We start from the raw sequence: 19,980 nt of genomic DNA on the forward strand, positions 1-19,980 counted from the left end.
AAATCAGACAACATCTGGAGAGGGACATTCCCCTCTCCCCGGCCCTCACCCCTGAAGGGGAGAGGGGGAAGAAAAGACCAATGAACCAGCAAACCACCGCTATTTTTGTCAATATAGGCGAACGCACCAACGTTACGGGCTCGGCCAAGTTCAAGAAACTGATCATGGCGGGCGATTATGCCGCCGCCGTCGAGATTGCGCGCCAGCAGGTGGAGAATGGCGCGCAGGTCATCGACGTCAACATGGACGAGGGCTTGCTCGACGCCGAGCTGGCGATGACCACTTTCCTGAAGCTCATCGCTGCAGAACCGGACATTGCGCGCGTGCCGGTGATGGTGGACAGTTCCAAATGGTCAGTGATCGAGGCGGGCCTGAAATGCGTTTCGGGCAAACCCGTGGTCAACTCCATCAGCATGAAGGAGGGTGAGGAGGCTTTTCTCGAACATGCCCGCAAGGTCATGGCCTATGGCGCGGCCGTCGTTGTCATGGCCTTTGACGAGAAGGGGCAGGCGGACACCAGGGACCGCAAGATCGAGATTTGCGAGCGCGCTTACAAGCTGCTGACGGGCATCGGCTTTCCCCCCGAAGACATCATCTTCGATCCCAATATCTTCGCGGTTGCGACGGGGATCGAAGAGCATAATAATTACGGCATGGACTTCATCGAGGCGGCGCGGGAGATCCGCAAGCGCTGCCCGCATGTGCATATTTCGGGCGGGCTGTCCAACCTCAGCTTCTCTTTCCGGGGCAATGAACCTGTACGCCGCGCAATGCACTCGGTGTTCCTTTATCACGCGATTCCCGCAGGGATGGACATGGGGATCGTCAACGCCGGGCAGCTCGACGTCTATGACACGATCGACCCTGAGCTGCGCGAGGCGTGCGAGGATGTCATCCTCAACCGGGGTCCTGATGCGACCGAACGGCTGATCACCCTCGCCGAGAAATTTCGTGGCACGGACGCCGCCGCCGAAAAGGCTGCGGAGGAATGGCGCGGCTGGCCGGTGTCGAAGCGCCTCGAACACGCGCTGGTCAAGGGCATCGACGCCTTCGTCGTCGAGGATACGGAGGAGGCACGCCAGTCGGCCGCCCGGCCGATCGAGGTGATCGAAGGCCCGCTGATGGACGGCATGAATGTGGTCGGCGATCTGTTCGGCTCAGGCAAGATGTTCCTGCCGCAGGTGGTGAAGTCGGCGCGGGTCATGAAAAAGGCCGTGGCGCACCTCCTTCCCTATATCGAAGCCGAAAAGGACGAGAATGCGAGGGGCAAGGGCCGGATCATCATGGCCACCGTCAAGGGCGACGTGCACGATATCGGCAAGAACATTGTGGGCGTGGTCCTGCAGTGCAACGGCTTTGAGGTCATTGACCTTGGCGTGATGGTGCCGTGGACCGACATATTGAAGGCGGCAAACGAGAATGATGCCGATATGATCGGCCTTTCGGGGCTCATCACTCCATCGCTGGATGAGATGGTGACCGTGGCCGAGGAGATGCAGCGGGCGGGAATGGACATGCCGCTGCTGATCGGTGGCGCGACGACATCGAAGGTGCACACCGCGCTCCGTATTGCACCGGCCTATGAGGGGCCAGTGGTGCATGTGCTTGACGCGAGCCGCGCGGTTGGCGTCGCGGCCACGCTGGTGAGCGATACGCAGCGCGAGCCATTTGTCGCCAGGACAGCGGACGAATATGAAGCCGTTCGCAAGTCGCGCGAAGGCAAGGGGCAAAGCGAACTGGCGTCCCTGGCGGAAGCAAGGGCAAACGCTTTCATCATCGACCCGGCGCTGAAGCCCCCTGCGCCCAAGCAGCCGGGACTTCATGTCTATGAGGACTGGGACCTTTCCGATCTTCGCGAATATATCGACTGGACGCCCTTTTTCCGCGCCTGGGAGCTGGCGGGCAATTATCCCGCGATCCTCGATGATCCCATTGTCGGCGAAAGCGCGAGGAGCCTCTTTGCCGACGCCCAAAAGATGCTCGACCAGATCATTGCGGAGAAATGGCTGACCGCCAAGGGTGTGGCGGCGCTTTGGCCCTGCCGCCGGGATGGCGACGACGTTCTGATTACTCCCCTCCCGCCTGTGGGAGGGGTTGGGGGACGGCCTGCTGACATTCCCTCCTCTGACCCCTCCTGCAAGCGGGAGGGGGAGATTCGCATGCCCTTCCTTCGCCAGCAGATCCGTAAGCGGGAAGGGCGGGCCAATATGTGCTTGGCCGATTTCATCGATCCGGCGGGTGACTGGATCGGCGGGTTCGCGGTTACGGCGGGCCATGGCATCGAGCGGCATCTGGAGCGCTTCAAGGCGGCGCATGATGATTATAGCGACATATTGCTGAAGGCGCTGGCGGACCGTTTGGCGGAAGCCTTTGCCGAGCGGATGCATCAGCATGTCCGCACCATGCTCTGGGGCTATGCCGAGGGCGAGCAGCTAACGAACGACGCGCTGATCAGGGAGCAATATCGCGGCATCCGGCCCGCTCCCGGCTATCCTGCCTGCCCGGATCATAGCCAGAAGCCATTGCTGTTCGAAATGCTGAACGCGACGGAAAATACAGGCATCATTTTGACCGACCATTTCGCCATGCTGCCGACCGCAGCCGTCAGCGGCTTTTACTTCGGCCATCCGCAGAGCGAATATTTCGGCGTTGCCCGCATAGGGCGGGACCAGCTTGAGGAATATGCCGTCCGCCGCGATGTGGACATGGCGACCGCGGAACGCTGGCTGCGGCCGAACCTGGATTGACAAGATTAAGCGCTTCGCCCCATTTCCGTCGTCCCTGCCCTTCGACTGCCCGCAGGGCGGGCGCTCTGGATAAACTGCGGCTTTCGGCCGCAGGCAGGGACCCCGCTGCCTTTTCGCGAGCGTTGTTGAAGAAAGCGGGGTCCCTGCATGCGCAGGGACGACGATTGGGGGTGATAGGGGACCCTCATTAACCATATGAACTCAGCGGCATTTCACTTCTTTGGGTTAAGCGGCTGGCATGAAAATCCTCCCCATAGCCTTGCTCATTTCAGCCACAGCAACGGCGGCCGCATTGGCCCAGGACGGGCAGGCGCCCTTCATGGTGGCGGAGCAGAGCAGAAGCTATGACAGGCTGGATGACGCCGTTCGTGCGATCGGCAGCGGTACGGGCACGATCCTGATCGCTCCGGGCGGCTATCGGGAATGTGCCGTCCAGTCCGATGGCAGCATCACCTTCAGGGCCCGCGAACCGGGGACGGTGATTTTCGACGGGGTTAGCTGCGAAGGCAAGGCTGCCCTTGTGCTGCGTGGACGCAGCGCCACGGTGGATGGGGTCATCTTCCAGAATATGCGGGTGCCTGATGCCAATGGAGCCGGGATAAGGCTGGAGCAAGGCGATCTCCATGTGGTCAACAGCCTGTTCCGAAACAGCGAGCAGGGCATTTTGACTGCTGCGGATCCAGCGGGCGAGATTCGCATCGACCGTTCCAGCTTTCAGCATCTTGGCCGCTGCGACCGGGGGCTTTCCTGCGCCCATAGCATTTATGTGGGCGGCTATGGCAAGCTAAGCATCACGAGGTCGCGCTTCGAACTGGGCAATGGCGGCCACTATGTAAAATCGCGCGCGGCAATTGCGGACATCGTCGGCAACAGCTTCGACGATACCGGCGGGCGAGAGACAAATTACATGATCGATCTGCCCGCAGGGGCGACGGGCCTGATTTCCGGCAACCTGATGGTCCAGGGACGCAGCAAGGAAAATTATAGCGCCTTCATCGCGGTGGCGGCCGAGGGCAAGGAAAACAGTTCCAACGGTCTGTCCATCAAGGATAATCGCGCCTCCTTTGCACCGGGAGTCGACCGCGCGAGCAGCTTTGTGGCGGACTGGAGTGGAGACCGGATCGCCCTTGGCACGAACCAGCTTGGGCGAGGGATCAAGCCGTTGGACAGGCGTTGATTTTACCGGGCGCCGCCTTGCGGGTCTTTGTTGTTAGAGGAAAATGACTGTCGTTCCTGCCTGCGGCTGAAACCCGCTGTTCATCCTGAGCGCCCGCCCTGCGGGCAGTCGAAGGGCAGGAACGACGGCCTTATATTTTCGCCCCAAAGCGGGGTTCAGGCCCCGATGCGTTGCCGGTAGGTAACGTTCACCCGATCGGAGAGAATGAGATAAGGCAGCCAGATCGCGGCGCTGATCAGCACCTTTTTCAAATTGCCCTCCAGCATGTCGAGCAGGGCCCTTTCCACAGCGGCGGGCACTCCGGGAACCGAGGATACCAGCTTGGCAATGCCGAGCTGCGCCAAAAGGTCGATGCCCCAGACGAGCAGCAGGAAACGGGGGAAGAAGGGGACCAGGCGAATGGCCATCACGAAGGCGAAGACATAAAGGCTGGTCAGGATGACGACATCGGCCACCATCACATGGAAAAGCGCCTGATACCATCCTGGGGCATGGCTGCCGAGAGCGGGGATGGCGACCAGGAATTCGGCCGTCCTGACCGGCACGTTCAACAACATGCCGATGAGGAGCGAGGCCATGAGACCAGTGGCGCCAAATGCCGGCAAGGCGCGCGCCTCGAGGCAATTCACCTTGCGCCAGCGGCCATAGCGGGAAAGGCGGATGGCGGGCTGGGCATAAAGCTGCCCAGGCGGGAACAGGCGAAGCGCGAAGAACAAGGTCGCCACCGGAGCCGTGGTCACGGCGACATAGGGCAGGGCGTTGCTGATGAACTCAATGCCGGGATCGACATGAGTCACCGCGAAAGCGATACGAAGACCGCAGGCAAAGCTGATAAGGAGGATCCAGATCGCGGCGATGGACCGCAGATTGGCTTGCAGGGCACCCACCAGCCGGATGCTTTTTCCGTGAAGAGTTCGGGAAATCCGCTCGATCATCAGGACCCACTATATCTTAGGAGAGGCTGCAATGTCAGAGTGTAGAATGCACCATTGTGGTTAACCAATGGTCAATATTCCGTTCATGTCGCAAAGTGTAGCTGACAAATTGGGATTAATCCGCCGGCAATGGGCGCCGGGTATGGGGATTGATCGTTTGAAGAAAAAAGAATGGCAGCAATTCGGACGGATTTTTCAGCTGTGGGGCTGTTCAGGCATTGCGGATCCTATTGATCAATCACCGCTATTTCGTTGCCAGCGGCGCTGAGCGCTATCTGTTCAATATTGAACGCGTACTTGGCCGTGCTGGCCATGAAACGGCTGTATTTTCAATAGATTATAAGCAAAATGAACCTTCGCCTTGGTCGCCCTGGTTCACTTCTCCCATCGGCGGCCCTGAAGAAGTCTTCTTCGATCAGCATCGCAGGCGCCCCGCCTCCTTTGCGAAGACCTTTCAGCGTCTCTTTTATTCGGCCGAGGTAGAACAGGACCTCACCAGGCTGATTGAGGACTTCCGGCCCGACGTCGCCTATCTGATGTTGTTCATGCGCAAATTATCGCCTTCGGTTCTGGTGGCGCTTCACAAGGCGAAAGTGCCGATCGTGGTTCGCGTGTCCGACTATGGCTTTCTGTGCGCCGAGCATCATTTCCTGCGGGACGGCAAGACCTGCACCAAATGCCTGAACGGGCGGTTATGGCCCGGCGTGGTGCATGGCTGCGTTCATGACAGCCGGCTGGTTTCGGCGCTGGACGCGGCGGCCACCTGGTATCACCGGAGGCGCGGTCTGCTGGACCTGATCGACCGTTTTGTCACCACCAATCCCTTTCTGACGGAGATGATGGTGAAGGGCGGCTTTCCACGGGAGCGGCTGGCGTGCATCCCCACCTTTGCCGACGAGGAGACGTTCTGCGGCCAACCGCAAGGCACGCGGCGGCATCTGCTCTATTTCGGCCGCCTTGATCCATCCAAGGGACTGGAGACGCTGATTGACGCCATGGGGTTATTGCGCTCGCGCATGGGCCGGGCACATATTCCTCCCCTCCGCATCGTCGGCAGCCCGCAATATGTCGACTATGGACGGGAACTGGTGCGCCGGGTGCGGAGGGCCGGGTTGGTCGACTGCATCCACTTCGATGGGGCCGTACCAGCGGAGCAGATTCCAGCCCTGCTGAAGGATTCTGTTGCCTCGATCATTCCATCGCTCTGGTTCGAAAATCTGCCGAACAGCTATCTGGAAAGCATTTGCGCAGGCGTTCCGGTGATTGCTTCCGATCTTGGTTCGCTATCGCTGGCGATCGAACATGAAAAGGACGGCCTGCTTTTCCAGCCGGGCGATGCCGAAGCGCTGGCTTCATCCATAGAGCGGCTCCTGACCGACAGGGAATTGGAGGATCGCTTGCGCAAGGAGGGGCCGGCGAAGGCGCAGCGGGAATATTCCGCCGGCCGTCATCTGGAACTGCTTATTGGTCTTTTCACTTCGCTGACCGGAAGGCATGCGGCAGGGGCGGGTCAGGACGGGTTGAGGTCGGCAAAGCGGATCATGTCGCGTCCCTGATAGGCGCCATTACCGAACAACCGTCCGCTAACTCCGTCAAAAGCCGCCAGCGGAAGCGTTGCGACAAGCCTTGCCAGATAAATCGGGTCATGGCGGCCAATGGACCATGCGAGCTTCGTGATCTCGTCGATCCGCCCGCGCCTGATCGCCCGGTGGAAGAGAAAGCGGCTGAGCCTGTTGCGGCCGGTGCTGAAGGCACGGCGAAGCTCTGGATGGCGGGGCAAAAGATCCAATGTGCAGAGGTCCCGGGAGCGAAGCATCTGCAGCACGTCGCTCGACATATTGTCGGGCAGATCGCGATAACCCGTCAATGGTTCCGGCACGAGCCCGAAGCGATAGCGTTCGGCAATTTCGAAATAGAGCTTCCAGTCCTCACAACCTTGTCCGCCCCGCGCCCTTAAGGAACTGTCATAGCCTTGGGTATGGCTGAGGGCCGAGCGCCGAATGAGCGCGGAGCTGCCATTGCCGATGAAATTGTGAAAGGCGAGCGGCGCCAGCACCTCTCCCTGGTGCTCTGGATGATGGCGCAATTGCTTCACGCGGGACTTGTCGTCGATCAGGGCGAACCAGGTATAAACGAGCCCAATGTCCGGTCCGCCCTGGGCGAAGATGTCAAGTTGCCGTGCAATCTTGGCGGGGTGCCACAGATCATCCGAGTCCAGCGGCGCAATGAATGCTCCCGAAGAAGCGGCGATGCCGCTATTGCGCGCAGCCGCAACTCCGCCATTGGCCTGCCGGATCAGCCTGACGCGAGGATCGCCGCTCGCGAAGGCCTGGACGATAGCAGGCGTCTCATCGCTTGAGCCATCATCGACCACCAGAATCTCCAATGCCTGATGGGTCTGCGCAGCGGCGCTTTCCAGCGTCTCCCTTATGGTGCGACTCGCATTATAGGCGGGAATGATGACGGATACCGTGTCTGTCTGTGCCAGGGCCTTGCTCCGGTTTTTACGCAGGCAATCAGATGCCTTGCGCCTGCTCGTCAGAATAGCTTTGTTTACCGTATAAATTGAACCCGTCGCCGCAGCCTATCCTTTTGAGCGCTACGCGCAGCCGCGCAGTTCCTTCATTGTCGTGCCCGACGACCAGAGGTACCAATGCCGCGTATTGCCATCGAGCATATCGACGCGTCCAACATGCCGCCAGCCCTGCCCAGGGAGGAGGCGGAGACGCTTATCATTTTTTGGTGGAATGACGTACCTGTGGGGCAGGTGCGCGACCGTGGGATAGTGGGACGGCCCATCAGCATTCACCGCTATTGGCGGGAGATTTCTTCCACGCCAGCTTTCCAACGCGCCACGAAAATCGCGGAACGGCGGGACAGGCCGAGGCTTCAAGCCTCGCTCGTCATCTGCACCCGCGACCGGCCGGACGAATTGCGCCGCTGCCTTGCCTCCCTGCCGGCGCAAAGCCATCCGCCGGCCGAAGTGATTGTAGTCGACAATGCCTCACGCGACGACCGTACCCGGAAAGTGGCTGAAGCGGCCGGCGTGATTTATGTGCGGGAGGACCGGCCGGGCCTCGATATTGCGCGGAACAGTGGAATTCGCCGCGCAACGGCTCCCGTCGTCGCCTTCACCGATGACGATGTGCATCTGCATCCCCGCTGGCTTGAAAGGCTGGTGCAAGCGCTGGAGGATAATGATGCAATGGCGGTCACGGGCCTTGTCCTGCCCGCCGAGCTTGAAACTGAAGCGCAGCAGATATTCGAAACCTATTGGAGCTTCGGCCAGGGCTATGAGCCGCATATATTCGGTTCGGATTTCTTCGCTGCGGACAGAAGCACGGGAAGCGAGGTCTGGAAGATCGGAGCCGGGGCCAGCATGGCTTTTCGCCGGGAAGCCTTCCAGATGGCCGGGCTGTTCGACGAGCGCCTTGATGTCGGCGCTGCAGGCTGTTCCGGCGATTCCGAATATTGGCACCGGGTGTTGAGCGTCGGGGGGACCTGCTTCTACGAACCGACAGCGGTGGCCTTTCACTATCATCGCCGGGAAATCGAGGGGCTGGCCTCGCAGATCTACCATTATATGCGCGGCCATGCTGCGGCGCTGATGGTCCAATATGAGCGGACGCATAATCGCGGCAATCTCTGGCGCGCCTTCAACCTGATGCCCCGCTATTATGCAAGGCGTCTCTGGCACAGATACCGCTATGGCGAGCGGCCGCATAACCGCTTCATCAATCAGGAGGTAAAAGGCTTTATTGCGGGGCTACTCTATTACGCCCGCAATGGCCGGAGCGACGCCCGATGACGGCGGTTTCCGTCATCATACCCGCCCGGAATGCCGAAGGGACCTTGCCCACGACGCTGGCCAGCGTCGTTGCGCAGGAATTTGCCGACATCGAAGCCATCATCGTCGATGATGGCTCAAGCGACGGTACGGCCAGGATTGTTGCCGAGCAGGCAAGCGAAGATGCTCGCGTCCGGCTGGTGGCGGGGCCTGGCGAGGGGCCCGCCACCGCCCGCAATGAGGGCTTGCGCCAGGCCAGGGGACAGGCCGTCCTGTTCCTGGACGCCGATGACTGGATCGCGCGTGACCATATAAGGCGGTTGCACGCAGCTTTGCGCGAGGAACGGGAGGCAGTGGCCAGCTATTGCGGCTATGTACGCGTTACGCCCGATGGGCAGGCGTTCATGCCGCGCTTTGCGCCGCGCCTCACCCAGGATCCGGTGCAGGAACTGGCGCATCGCAACCCACTCGCCACGCATTCCCTACTGGTGCTGCGCCAGCAAATCGAGGAGGTGGGGGGCTTCGACAGCAGCCTCAAGACCTGCGAGGATTGGGACCTGTGGCAGCGCCTTGCCCTTGCCGGGGGGCGCTTTGCACCGGTCCCCGAGCTTTATTCCTATTACAGGCTTGGCCCTGACAGCCTTTCCGCGAACGTTACTCAGCTATTTTGCGATGCCGCGACGGTCATCGGCAAGGGCTTCAGGGGGTTGGGCGATATCTGCGGTCGGGGCGATCAGCGGCCCGAAGGCCAGGAAATAGCGCTCGCCTATTTCGGACTCTGGTGCCGGGCTGTGGCCTCCGCGCAAGGGCAACCGCTCCAGAACCTGCCGCCCCTGCCACTGCTCGAACCTCGAGACGAAGGGATATGGTTCGCTGCCTCCATGCTGCTGGAAGCATTGTGCACCGGCGCCTGCAGGACCCCCGCGAGTTTCGCGCTCGACTGGCCCGCGACGAGCGCCATGCTTGACCGGGCCATGGAGCAGGGCATGGCGTCCAGGTCTTGTGACGAGATCAAGAAAAGCATTGCGGACATGCTGGGGATCGATCCTGAGCAGCCCAAGGAGTTGGTGAGCGCCATCATCCCTGCCTACAAGGCAATGGATACGCTCGGCGAAACGCTCTGCAGCGTTCGTTATCAGACGCATAAGACGCTGGACATCATTGTCGTGGATGATGGTTCGCCCGATGCCACGCCAGACATGGTGCTGGGGGAAGCGGCGGAGGACCCCCGCATTTCCTTGATCCAGCAGGCCAATGCCGGCGTCGCGGCGGCGCGCAACAGGGGGTGGAAGGCCGCTGGTTCCGACCTGATCGCCTTTGTGGACTCGGACGATCTTTGGGCGCCGGCCAAGATCGAAAAGCAACTCGAGGCGCTGAAGCGGGCGGGGGAAGCGGCTGGCCTTGCCTATACCTGGTATGCCAAGATCGATGCCGAGAGCCTCATCATCAGCACCAATTTCCGCCCCCGAATATCGGGGCAGGTGCTCGACGATATCTTCGCTGGCAATTTCGTCGGCAATGGCAGCGCACCTTTGATAAAGCGGGCTGCTCTTGAGGCGGCTGGCGGTTTCGACAGCAGCCTGCATGAGCGCGGTGCCCAGGGGTGTGAGGATTTCTCGATCTATTTCCGCATTGCCGAGAAATACCGCTTCGCCTTGGTGCCCGAACCGCTGACCGGCTATCGCGACCTTGCGGGAAACATGTCGAGCGACATGATGCGGATGGTCCGCTCCTTCGATCTGGTCGGGAAGGAGATGCTGAGCCGCCACCCCGATCGCCGCCGCGCCATCATTCGCGGACAGAATGGATTCATGCTATGGAGCCTGATCACTGCGGCTGAACGTGGTGACCTTTCGTCCGCGGCGAAACTGATGGGCGAAATGGGCCGCCGCGCGCCTATGCATTTGGCGGCTGCGCTGCCATGGCGGCTGCCAAGGGCCCTCATCCGTGGCATAAGACGGCGGGTTTCTGGAGAGCGCCGCCGCCGCTGGGATTACAGGCCAAGAAAGTTCGTTATCGGCGGAAGGGACGGCTTTGCGGGGGGAGAAACCATGGGTGCGTAATGGTGGCCTTCTAGCCGATCGCCTCGCGACGCTCAAAGACCTGTGGGCATTGCTGGAAATGATACCGGCGGCGCGGCAGAGGACGCCGTTGCTGGTCATGCTGGGCGTCCTCGCCTCGCTGGCCGAAACAGCAGGCATAAGCCTTATCATTCTGTTTCTCTATGCGGCGCTCGGGCAATTTGACCAGCCGGAAGCGGCCATGCAGACCTTTGGCGCGGGCGCGGTCTGGCTGCTCGACACGCTGGGAGGCCCGGCACCGCTTGCGGCCGTCATCTTCGGCCTTATCGTGCTGCGGGGCATTATCGGCTATGCCTATGCCCGCATCTCGGCGGCGCTCAGCGCGCGCATCAGCGAAACGGCCCGCAATCGCATTCATCGCCAATATCTCCAGGTCGCCTATGAGTTCATACGCCGCCATGAACAGGCGGAACTGATGGAGATATTGGGCACTGATAGCTGGGGTGTCGCCGCCGCCAATACGGCGTTCACGCGCGTCATCATCAATATATGCGCGATCCTGGTTTTCGCGATCTTCCTCTTTGCCCTGTCGTGGAAGATCACGCTCGCCGCCGCCGTCTGCGCGTTTCTGGTTTCAGCTTTCCTCGGCAGGCTCTCCCGCCCCGTTACGGAACTCGGCGCAGCGGTGAAGGCAGAGCATCAGTCCATGGGCGGCCTTATGCTCATGACGCTTCAGGGCATGCGCGCCATCCGTGCCTATGGCCGGGAATCGGCGCAGCACCGGGCCTTCCTCCAATCTTCCGCCGCTGCGCGCCAAAGCCTTGCCCGCATGGACCGCCTCAATGCGGCCATCAGTCCCGCGACCGAAATAGGCTATCTCGCCATCTTGTGCCTCATTGTCGCCGGAGCCAGTGCGCTTCAGATCGACTTCCACGCAACGCTTACCATCGTGGCGCTGCTCTACCGCTTGCAGCCTCATCTGCGCGAGTTCGAAGGCAATCTGCTTTTCCTCGCCCAGTCCGCGCCTCAGCTCAAGGCGGTTCGAAAGATGATCGGACCAGAGGGCAAGAGCTTTCCCCCTGATGGGTCCCAGGCAATGCCGGAAAGTTATGAGGCCATTCGCTTCCGCAATATCAGCTTTGCCTATGACGGCAGCCCGGCGCTGCGGGACGTCAGCTTCGACATTCCCAAGGGCAAGGTGACGGCCCTCGTCGGCGCAAGCGGTTCCGGCAAGACCACCGTCGTGAACCTCCTGCTCCGCCTATACAGCCCTGATGAGGGACGCATCCTGCTGGGGGACCGGAACATGGGCGACATTCGCCGGGAGGACTGGCTCGGCCGCCTCGCAGTCGCCGGGCAGGACATCGATCTCTTTGAGGGAACCATTCGCGACAATGTGGCAATGTCGCGGGACAATCCCGATGAGCCCGCGCTTAAGGAAGCCTATGAGCTTTCCGGCCTTACCGAACTGCTCTCCGGCCTGGAATATGGCGATTCCAGTTGGGTTGGGCAGCAGGGGCTGAACCTGTCGGGCGGTCAGAGGCAGCGCGTGGGCATCGCTCGGGCGATCCTCCGCGATCCCGACATGCTGATCCTCGACGAAGCCACAAGCGCCCTCGACACCTCGTTGGAGGCAAGGATACGCGCGGCGCTGGAGGATCGCTTTGCTGGCCGCACGATTCTGATCATCACCCACCGGCTGGAGACGGTCCGGCAGGTTGATCATGTGATCTGCCTTGACCAGGGCAAGCTGGTTGGTGAGGGCAGCCCTGAGGATATGCTGAAGCCCAAGCAGCCGCTTTCGGCGGTCGCTATGCCCTTTGCCCGGCGGCAGGAATGAGCGCGCTTGGTGTGTGAAGAAACATGAAGAAAACCGCCGTCCCTGCCTTCGCAGAGACGACGGTGATGTTGCGGTCAATTGATCGTCAAATATTCGCCGCCCTCAGACGGCTTGGCTACGCCGATACCATTGCACCGCAGTGCGCACGATCGTGTCGATGTCCGACATCTCCGCTTCCCAGCCAAGCTCCCTTTTCGCCTTCGCTGCGTCGGCAATCAGGATGGGCGGATCGCCTGCGCGCCTTGGCCCAAGTTGCGGCGCCTGCGTCGAGTTGCAGGCCTTGGCAACGGCATTGGCGATCTCAAGCACTGTCGTCCCCTGGCCGGTGCCGAGGTTGAACATATGGAAACCCTGTTGGCCCATGATCCATTCCCCGGCCAGCACATGCGCCCGGGCTAGGTCGCTGACATGGATATAATCGCGAATGGCGCTGCCATCCCGCGTCTCGAAATCACTCCCAAAGACAGTGAAGGGGCGGTCATTCGACAATGCCCCCGCTATCGCCAGCGGAATGGCGTGTGTTTCCGGCTCATGCCACTCGCCGATCTCTCCCTCGGGATCGCATCCAGCCGCGTTGAAATAGCGAAGCGCCACGCTGTCCAGACCATGCGCGGAGGCGTAGTCCGAGAGCATCCGCTCTACCATCAGCTTCGACCAGCCATAGGGGTTGATCGGCCATTGCGGATGATCCTCACCGATCGGCACGTGCCCCGGCACCCCATAGCTCGCGCAGGTGCTTGAAAAAATGAGCTTGCTGACTCCCGCCGCCCGCATCCTTTCCAGCAAGGTGAAACTGCCGATGCAGTTATTGCGGTAATAAAGCTCCGGCTGACGGACTGACTCTTCGACATAAGCAAAGGCGGCGAAGTGACCGACCAGATCGGGCTTATATTCACGAAAGGCAGCATCCAAAGCCTCGGCATCCAGAATATTGCCCTTGATCAGCGGACCCCATTGCACCGCTTCTGCATGGCCGCGGGACAGATTGTCGAAGGTCACCACCCGCCACCCTGCGCGGGCAAAGGCCTTGCAGCAATGCGAGCCGACATAGCCCGCGCCGCCGGTCACCAAAATGGTTCGTTCCGTCATGCGTGCAGTTCGCCCCGGTCAATCAGGTCCCGGAAATAGCTGACGGTGCGGCGCAGCCCTTCTTCCAGCGGAACGGTCGGTTCCCAGTCGAGCAGCCGCTTGGCAAGGCCGATATCCGGCTTTCGCTGACGCGGATCATCCTTCGGCAAGGGACGATGTTCGATCCGCGACTTGCTGCCAGTAAGCTTGATGACCGCCTCGGCAAGGCCGAACATCGTGAATTCGACTGGATTGCCGAGATTGACGGGCCCCGTCACATCATCGGGAGAAGCCATCAGCCGGATCAACCCTTCGATCAGGTCGTCCACGAAGCAGAAGGAACGTGTCTGCATCCCGTCACCATAGATTGTGATCGGGTCACCCCTCAGCGCCTGGAGAATGAAGTTGGACACGACGCGGCCGTCATCGGGCTGCATGCGCGGGCCATAGGTGTTGAAAATCCGGGCGACCTTGATCGATAGCTGGTGCTGCCGCCAATAGTCGAAGAACAGTGTTTCGGCGCAGCGCTTTCCCTCATCATAGCAGGAGCGGGGGCCGATCGGATTGACCCGGCCCCAATAGTCCTCGCTCTGGGGATGCACTTCCGGATCGCCATAGATTTCCGAGGTGGAGGCTTGAAGGATCTTCGCGCCGGTCCGCTTGGCGAGCCCCAGCATGTTGATCGCGCCATGCACGCTGGTCTTGGTCGTCTGAACCGGGTCGAACTGATAATGGATCGGGCTGGCGGGACAGGCGAGATTGTAGATCTCGTCCACCTCGACAAAGAGGGGGAAGGTGATGTCATGGCGCAGCAGCTCGAAGCGGTGATCGCCATGCATCGAAGCTATGTTGTCGCGCGTGCCGGTGAAGAAATTATCGACGCAGACGACCTCATTGCCCTTGGCCAGCAGCCTTTCGCACAGAAAGGAGCCAAGAAACCCAGCGCCGCCCGTCACGAGCACACGTTTCCGGCGCATCAGCGCCCTTCGGGTCTGCTTCAATTGTTTAATCCTGTCCGATCCCAGCCCTGTTGAGACGATGCCAAACAATCGGGCCGGTCACTATGTTCCTTCCGGACAATTCCAAGGAATGTCGGACCATCCGTTCGGATTATGGGCTGGGGTGGATTTCCCTCTCCCCGCCGTGGAGAGGGGGCCAATAGCTCGACACCTCACCTGAACGGCGGTTCGTTGAACGCCCGCAATTTGCGGCTATGCAGTTTCGCCCCCTCCTGCCTCAGCAGTTCGCAGGTCTCGACGCCCACGCGCAAATGGCTGGCGATCGCCTCCTCATAGAAGCGGTTCGCCTGGCCCGGCAGCTTCAATTCGCCATGCAATGGCTTGTCCGAAACGCAGAGCAGGGTCCCATAGGGAACGCGAAAGCGATAGCCCTGGGCTGCGATCGTGGCGCTTTCCATGTCGATCCCGACAGCCCGCGAGAGGCTGAAGCGAAGCGCGGAATTGGAGTAGCGCAGTTCCCAGTTCCGGTCGTCGGTGGTCACGACCGTGCCAGTGCGTAGCCGCCGCTTGAACTCCTCCTCCGTGCCGCCGAGGATGTCATGCGCAGCCCTCGCCATGGCGAGCTGGACTTCGGCGATGGCCGGGATGGGGATTTCGGGGGGCAGCATTTCATCGAGCACATGGTCGTCGCGCAGATAGGCGTGAGCGAGCACATAGTCGCCGATCCGCTGGCTGGGACGCAGCCCGCCGCAATGGCCGATCATCAGCCAGGCTTCTGGCCTGACGACCGCCAGATGGTCCGTGATCGTCTTTGCGTTCGAGGGGCCGACGCCGATATTGACGAGGGTGATGCCGCTGCGGTCGGGCGCCATCAAATGATAGGCAGGCATTTGATGCCTGCGCCAGGCGCTATCTGCTATGGTGCGGGCTGGGTCTGCCGTATCAGGGGTCACAAACACGCCGCCCGCGCCGGACAGCGCCGTAAAGCGGCCTCCCTTTTTCAGTGCCTCGCAGCCCCAGCTCACGAACTCATCGACATAGCGGTGGTAATTGGTGAAGAGGACAAAGCGCTGCACATGCTCCGGCGGCGTGCCGGTATAATGTTGCAGGCGGGCCAACGAAAAATCCGTGCGCAGCCCGTCGAACAGGGCAAGCGGCCGGACGCCCTCCGCATCCGGAAGGAAGAGGCCGTCCGCGATCTCGTCGCCGATATGGGCAAGGTCAGTGGAAGGGAAGTGCCGGGCGAGCTCACTTGGCGCAACGCCCTCAAGCGCTGACATGTCGAGCCCGTCGACGACATAGGGGAAGGGGATCTGTTGCGTGCTTTTTCCGACCTCTACCTTCACGCCATAATCCCGGACGAGCAGGTCAATCTGTTCGGACAGATAATTGGCGTACATGGCGGGGCGAGTGATTGTGCTTATGAACACCCCAGGGGCCGACAACCGGGCGAAGGACCGGCCATATTGGGAAGCATCGGGCCCTCCATTGTGCGTCACACGCAGTTCGGGATAGCAGAAAAGCCGCTGTTCCGCTGCTTCGGGGCCGGGCGTGATGCCTTCGGCCGCAAAGCGCAACAGGGCCGAGCGCAGATTTTGCAAAGCTGCCTGGTAAATTTCGTCGAGCCTGGCGACGACATCCTTGCCTTGAACCAAAGGAGTCATGGGGCAAGGGTAACGCTTTTGGCGGGATGCGGGAAGGGGCCTGAGGGAGAGAGATTCCGCTTCTTGGCTACTTCCATTGGCCTTGAGCCTGCCGAAGGGCTCCTCTTCTTTTCAAGAAAGCAGAGGGCTTCGACAGGCTCAGCCTGAGCGGGTGGAAATGAAAATCCCGCAAAAACCTTAAAGCTGCTCGAGCATATGTTCGGCCGAAGACACCTTGTAGTCGCCAGGAGCTTCGACGAAGATTTCCTCGACGACGCCGTCATTCACGATCATGGAGAAACGCTGGCCGCGCGTGCCGAGGCCGAATTTGCTGCCGTCCATTTCCAGGCCGACAGCCTTCGCAAAGGCGCCGTTTCCGTCGGCAAGCATGGTCACCTTGCCCTCGACGCCGTTGGCTTTGCCCCACGCGCCCATGACAAAAGGATCGTTGACGGCGGTGCAGGCGATTTCGTCAATGCCCTTTGCCTTCAATTCCTCAACCTTCTCGACGTAGCTCGGAAGGTGCTTGGCCGAGCAGGTCGGCGTGAACGCCCCCGGGACCGAGAAAAGCGCCACCCGCTTCCCTTTGAAATAGGTGTCGCTGTCGACTGCTTCAGGGCCGTTGGCGGTCATGATCGTGAACGTCACCTGGGGAAGCTTGTCGCCCTTGCTGATGGTCATTTTGGAGGTCCTTTCCGATTCTGAATGGCGCGCCAGAGGTCGTGCCTGACCATCCTCAAGTCAAGCGCCCGAAACTTCCCGGCGCGAAATATATGCCGGTGACCCGATCGAAAGCGCGCAAAGCCGACGCGCTATTGGACCAGGGGCGGCAAGTTCGATATCCTGTCCGTATGAACCAGGCGCCATTCTATTCTGGAAGTTTGTTGCTGGCGATGCCCGGCATAGGGGATCCCAATTTCGAAAGGTCTGTGATCGCGCTTTGCGCTCATGATGAAAATGGAGCGCTGGGCATCAATATCGGGCTGGAAATTCCGGGCTTTTCCCTGGGAGAATTGCTGGCCCAGTTCGACCTTCCGGGTGGTGAGGTGGAACATGTGCCAGTCTTGAGAGGCGGTCCGGTCGAGCGGCAGCGGGGCTTTGTTCTGCATAGCCTCGACTGGGGCGGGCAGGACATGCTGCAGGTGAGCGGCCACTGGGGGCTCAGCGGGTCGCTCGACGTGCTGAAGGCCATATCCGAAGGGCGGGGCCCGGCCCAATATATTGTGGCTTTGGGGTATGCCGGATGGGGGCAGGGGCAGCTTGAAGAGGAGATGACCCGCCATGGCTGGTTCGTCGCCCCGGCGAGCGACATGCTGCTCTTCGGCACGCAGACCCGCGACCGCTGGACGGCGGCATGGTCCGCCAGCGGCATTGATGCCAGCCTGCTCGCCAATCAGAGCGGCCACGCGTGACGGGGGACGGGGCCTTGGAAGGATATTTCCGTCGTCCCTGCGCAGGGGCGACGATAGTCATTTTGACATGATATCTTTACCAGCGGCTCTTCGAAGCTGAACAGTCATCCGTAACCGGGCATTAAGATAGCTGCTCAATCTTTGCACAAGTTGTGAGGCGCATGCTCCGTCCGTGGGGATCGGGACGGGGATTGAACATGCGAAACATTCTGAAGGTGATGGTGGGCGTAACGGCCCTCATTTCGACGGCGCCGGTGCAGGCGGCTTCCTGCTGGAGCACTCAAGCCATAGAGGCGGCCCAGGTGCGCGATTTTGAAACCATGCTCATGGTGTCGGCGCTCAGGTGCCGGAATACGGGTGTGAATTTCCTCAATGAATATAATGATTTCATTAGAGCGAAGCGGACAGCGCTGACGCAGGTGAATGATGATTTGCGCGGCCATTTCGAACAGGCGCTGGGCGCGAAGGCGGCGCTCAATGCCTATGATGGCTATGTGACATCGCTTGCGAACAGCTATGGCGCCGGGGCGGAAGGTCTCGACTGCTCCGATATGCAGTCCTTGACAAGGGCTGCCAATGCCGCAGCTCCGCACAAGGCCGCACTGGTGGCTCTGGCGCAGCGGGCAGGCGCCGATCCGCGGCTTCCGGGGGCGAAATGTCCTCTCACCATGGCGGCCAAATGATTCATATAAAGAAATCTTTATATTTGATTTGATTCTGCCGGCACGGGTTGTTAGAGAGACCTCAACCCGTGCCGCCCCATTGCTGTGGCGGCCGGATGTCCTTCGAAGAAGCCCCGGGAGACCATTGTGGCCACTGCACCTGTTGCTGATTTTACCGATTTTGTCGTCGCCAATATTGGACTTGCCGATTTTGGCCGGGCCGAAATCCGTATCGCCGAAACGGAGATGCCGGGCCTGATGGCCCTGCGGCAGGAATTCGGCGCATCCAAGCCGCTGAAGGGCGCGCGTATCACTGGCTCCCTCCACATGACCATCCAGACGGCCGTGCTCATTGAGACGCTGGTGGAATTGGGTGCCGAGGTGCGCTGGGCCACCTGCAATATCTTTTCGACGCAGGACCATGCCGCGGCAGCCATCGCCGCGCGCTCTATCCCGGTCTTCGCCATCAAGGGCGAAAGTCTGCAGGACTATTGGGACTATGTCGTTCGCATCTTCGACTGGGGCCAGGACCAGACCTGCAACATGATCCTGGACGATGGCGGCGACGCCACCATGTTCGCCCTCTGGGGCGCGCGCGTTGAGGCTGGGGAGGAACTTTTCACCCCCTCCAATGAGGAAGAGGAGATTTTCTGCGCGGTGCTGAAGCGGTTCCTTGCCGAGCGCCCGGGTTATCTCACCAAGACCGTCCAGAACATCAAGGGCGTTTCGGAAGAGACGACCACCGGCGTCCACCGCCTCTACGACCTCAGCAAGAAGGGCAAGCTTCCCTTCCCGGCGATCAACGTCAATGACAGCGTCACCAAGAGCAAGTTTGACAATCTTTATGGCTGCAAGGAATCGCTGGTCGACGCCATCCGCCGCGCCACCGACGTCATGCTGGCCGGCAAGGTTGCCGTTGTTGCGGGCTTTGGCGATGTCGGCAAAGGATCGGCCGCCTCGCTTCGCAATGGCGGCGCGCGCGTGCTGGTGACGGAGATCGATCCGATTTGCGCGCTTCAGGCTGCCATGGAGGGCTATGAAGTGGTGACCATGGAGGAAGCGGTCCAGCGGGCCGATATCTTCGTGACCGCCACCGGCAATGAGGACGTCATTACGGTCGACCATATGCGGGCGATGAAGCCGATGGCGATTGTCTGCAATATCGGCCATTTCGACAGCGAGATCCAGATCAGCGGGCTTGCCAATTACAAATGGACGGAGATCAAGCCGCAGGTGGACTTGGTCGAGTTCTCGGACGGCAAGCAGATCATTGTCCTCGCCAAGGGACGCCTGGTGAACCTCGGCTGCGCCACCGGTCATCCAAGCTTTGTGATGTCCTCAAGCTTCACCAACCAGGTGCTGGCGCAGATCGAGCTTTTCACCAAAAATGATCAATATCAGAATCAGGTCTATGTGCTGCCCAAGCATCTGGACGAGAAGGTGGCGGCGCTGCACCTCGAAAAGCTGGGCGTGAAGCTCACCAAGCTCAGCCAGAAGCAGGCCGACTATATCGGCGTCCCCACTGAAGGGCCGTTCAAGCCTGACCATTACCGCTACTGATTTCCGCCTTCGTCATTCCCGCGAAAGCGGGGATGACGAGTTACTGCATCAAAGATTGATCCTATCCGCATAGGATGTCTCATCGCGGCTTCACCCGCCGCGCTCTTTGGGCTACTGCCCCTGCATGGGCAAGACATCCGGTAATTATTGCAACCGCCAGGGGCTGAAT

At 60.6% G+C, this 19,980-nt stretch carries 16 protein-coding genes; 10 read left to right on the plus strand and 6 right to left on the minus strand.

The features are described from left to right. Positions 1 to 80 precede the first annotated feature (80 nt). Positions 81 to 2,747 (plus strand): methionine synthase, encoded by a 2,667-nt coding sequence (metH, locus tag VJS46_RS01240; protein ID WP_324057520.1) that lies wholly within the window; start codon positions 81 to 83, stop codon positions 2,745 to 2,747. Between the two features lie 238 nt (positions 2,748 to 2,985). Next, positions 2,986 to 3,924 (plus strand): right-handed parallel beta-helix repeat-containing protein, encoded by a 939-nt coding sequence (locus tag VJS46_RS01245; RefSeq protein WP_324057521.1) that lies wholly within the window; start codon positions 2,986 to 2,988, stop codon positions 3,922 to 3,924. A 155-nt stretch (positions 3,925 to 4,079) separates the two neighbouring features. On the opposite strand, the gene VJS46_RS01250 is transcribed toward VJS46_RS01245, so the two are convergent. Continuing rightward, positions 4,080 to 4,859, minus strand: coding sequence for a DUF2569 domain-containing protein (locus VJS46_RS01250; protein ID WP_324057522.1), 780 nt, complete (start codon positions 4,857 to 4,859; stop codon positions 4,080 to 4,082). 67 nt (positions 4,860 to 4,926) lie between these two features. Here VJS46_RS01250 and VJS46_RS01255 point away from each other — a divergent pair, with 67 nt between their 5' ends. Both VJS46_RS01255 and VJS46_RS01260 read left to right on the plus strand, forming a co-directional pair. Beyond that, entirely contained in the window at positions 4,927 to 5,127 is a 201-nt protein-coding gene (locus tag VJS46_RS01255; protein WP_324057523.1) for a hypothetical protein, read from the plus strand. Continuing rightward, a complete protein-coding gene (locus VJS46_RS01260; RefSeq protein ID WP_324057524.1) occupies positions 5,090 to 6,415 on the plus strand; it encodes a glycosyltransferase in 1,326 nt (441 codons plus the stop codon). The genes VJS46_RS01255 and VJS46_RS01260 overlap by 38 nt, the downstream gene beginning before the upstream one ends. On the opposite strand, the gene VJS46_RS01265 is transcribed toward VJS46_RS01260, so the two are convergent. Continuing rightward, positions 6,370 to 7,404 (minus strand): glycosyltransferase family 2 protein, encoded by a 1,035-nt coding sequence (locus VJS46_RS01265; protein ID WP_414707951.1) that lies wholly within the window; start codon positions 7,402 to 7,404, stop codon positions 6,370 to 6,372. The two genes, VJS46_RS01260 and VJS46_RS01265, sit on opposite strands and share 46 nt — an antisense overlap. Positions 7,405 to 7,512: 108 nt before the next feature. Between VJS46_RS01265 and VJS46_RS01270 the strand changes: the two genes are divergently transcribed. The 3 genes from VJS46_RS01270 to VJS46_RS01280 are packed head-to-tail and all read left to right on the plus strand — an operon-like array spanning position 7,513 to position 12,507. Next, complete coding sequence (locus VJS46_RS01270; protein ID WP_324057525.1) at positions 7,513 to 8,667, plus strand: glycosyltransferase family 2 protein; 1,155 nt, start codon at positions 7,513 to 7,515, stop codon at positions 8,665 to 8,667. Continuing rightward, positions 8,664 to 10,709: a glycosyltransferase family 2 protein gene (locus VJS46_RS01275; protein WP_324057526.1), complete on the plus strand. Its 2,046-nt coding sequence runs from the start codon at positions 8,664 to 8,666 to the stop codon at positions 10,707 to 10,709. The genes VJS46_RS01270 and VJS46_RS01275 overlap by 4 nt, the downstream gene beginning before the upstream one ends. After that, complete coding sequence (locus VJS46_RS01280; RefSeq protein WP_324057527.1) at positions 10,702 to 12,507, plus strand: ABC transporter ATP-binding protein; 1,806 nt, start codon at positions 10,702 to 10,704, stop codon at positions 12,505 to 12,507. Before VJS46_RS01275 ends, VJS46_RS01280 begins: the two co-directional genes overlap by 8 nt. Positions 12,508 to 12,609: 102 nt before the next feature. Here the strand turns inward: VJS46_RS01280 and galE are convergent, their stop codons facing one another. The 4 genes from galE to VJS46_RS01300 form a co-directional block, all read right to left on the minus strand. Next, positions 12,610 to 13,596 (minus strand): UDP-glucose 4-epimerase GalE, encoded by a 987-nt coding sequence (galE, locus tag VJS46_RS01285; protein WP_324057528.1) that lies wholly within the window; start codon positions 13,594 to 13,596, stop codon positions 12,610 to 12,612. Next, positions 13,593 to 14,552 (minus strand): UDP-glucuronic acid decarboxylase family protein, encoded by a 960-nt coding sequence (locus VJS46_RS01290; RefSeq protein WP_324057529.1) that lies wholly within the window; start codon positions 14,550 to 14,552, stop codon positions 13,593 to 13,595. The genes galE and VJS46_RS01290 overlap by 4 nt, the downstream gene beginning before the upstream one ends. 194 nt (positions 14,553 to 14,746) lie before the next feature. Then, positions 14,747 to 16,198 (minus strand): AMP nucleosidase, encoded by a 1,452-nt coding sequence (locus VJS46_RS01295; protein WP_324057530.1) that lies wholly within the window; start codon positions 16,196 to 16,198, stop codon positions 14,747 to 14,749. 177 nt (positions 16,199 to 16,375) lie between these two features. Next, positions 16,376 to 16,858, minus strand: coding sequence for a peroxiredoxin (locus VJS46_RS01300; protein ID WP_324057531.1), 483 nt, complete (start codon positions 16,856 to 16,858; stop codon positions 16,376 to 16,378). 212 nt (positions 16,859 to 17,070) lie between these two features. Between VJS46_RS01300 and VJS46_RS01305 the strand changes: the two genes are divergently transcribed. From VJS46_RS01305 to ahcY, 3 genes are all read left to right on the plus strand, one after another. Beyond that, positions 17,071 to 17,589, plus strand: coding sequence for a YqgE/AlgH family protein (locus tag VJS46_RS01305; protein WP_324057532.1), 519 nt, complete (start codon positions 17,071 to 17,073; stop codon positions 17,587 to 17,589). Positions 17,590 to 17,786: 197 nt separating this feature from the next. After that, entirely contained in the window at positions 17,787 to 18,272 is a 486-nt protein-coding gene (locus VJS46_RS01310) for a hypothetical protein (protein WP_324057533.1), read from the plus strand. 126 nt (positions 18,273 to 18,398) lie between these two features. Next, complete coding sequence (gene ahcY, locus VJS46_RS01315; RefSeq protein ID WP_324057534.1) at positions 18,399 to 19,811, plus strand: adenosylhomocysteinase; 1,413 nt, start codon at positions 18,399 to 18,401, stop codon at positions 19,809 to 19,811. Positions 19,812 to 19,980: the final 169 nt, after the last annotated feature.

The sequence above is a fragment of the Rhizorhapis sp. genome, assembly GCF_035276005.1.
Lineage (GTDB): Bacteria > Pseudomonadota > Alphaproteobacteria > Sphingomonadales > Sphingomonadaceae > Rhizorhapis.

Excerpts from the sequence above, each read along its gene's own strand:
- VJS46_RS01290 (WP_324057529.1), bottom strand. The coding sequence starts at position 14,552 with ATGCGCCGGAAACGTGTGCTCGTGACGGGCGGCGCTGGGTTTCTTGGC.
- metH (WP_324057520.1), top strand. The coding sequence starts at position 81 with ATGAACCAGCAAACCACCGCTATTTTTGTCAATATAGGCGAACGCACC.
- VJS46_RS01250 (WP_324057522.1), bottom strand. The coding sequence starts at position 4,859 with ATGATCGAGCGGATTTCCCGAACTCTTCACGGAAAAAGCATCCGGCTG.
- VJS46_RS01310 (WP_324057533.1), top strand. The coding sequence starts at position 17,787 with ATGCGAAACATTCTGAAGGTGATGGTGGGCGTAACGGCCCTCATTTCG.
- VJS46_RS01270 (WP_324057525.1), top strand. The coding sequence starts at position 7,513 with ATGCCGCGTATTGCCATCGAGCATATCGACGCGTCCAACATGCCGCCA.
- VJS46_RS01245 (WP_324057521.1), top strand. The coding sequence starts at position 2,986 with ATGAAAATCCTCCCCATAGCCTTGCTCATTTCAGCCACAGCAACGGCG.
- VJS46_RS01300 (WP_324057531.1), bottom strand. The coding sequence starts at position 16,858 with ATGACCATCAGCAAGGGCGACAAGCTTCCCCAGGTGACGTTCACGATC.
- VJS46_RS01305 (WP_324057532.1), top strand. The coding sequence starts at position 17,071 with ATGCCCGGCATAGGGGATCCCAATTTCGAAAGGTCTGTGATCGCGCTT.
- VJS46_RS01295 (WP_324057530.1), bottom strand. The coding sequence starts at position 16,198 with ATGACTCCTTTGGTTCAAGGCAAGGATGTCGTCGCCAGGCTCGACGAA.
- VJS46_RS01255 (WP_324057523.1), top strand. The coding sequence starts at position 4,927 with ATGGTCAATATTCCGTTCATGTCGCAAAGTGTAGCTGACAAATTGGGA.
- VJS46_RS01275 (WP_324057526.1), top strand. The coding sequence starts at position 8,664 with ATGACGGCGGTTTCCGTCATCATACCCGCCCGGAATGCCGAAGGGACC.
- galE (WP_324057528.1), bottom strand. The coding sequence starts at position 13,596 with ATGACGGAACGAACCATTTTGGTGACCGGCGGCGCGGGCTATGTCGGC.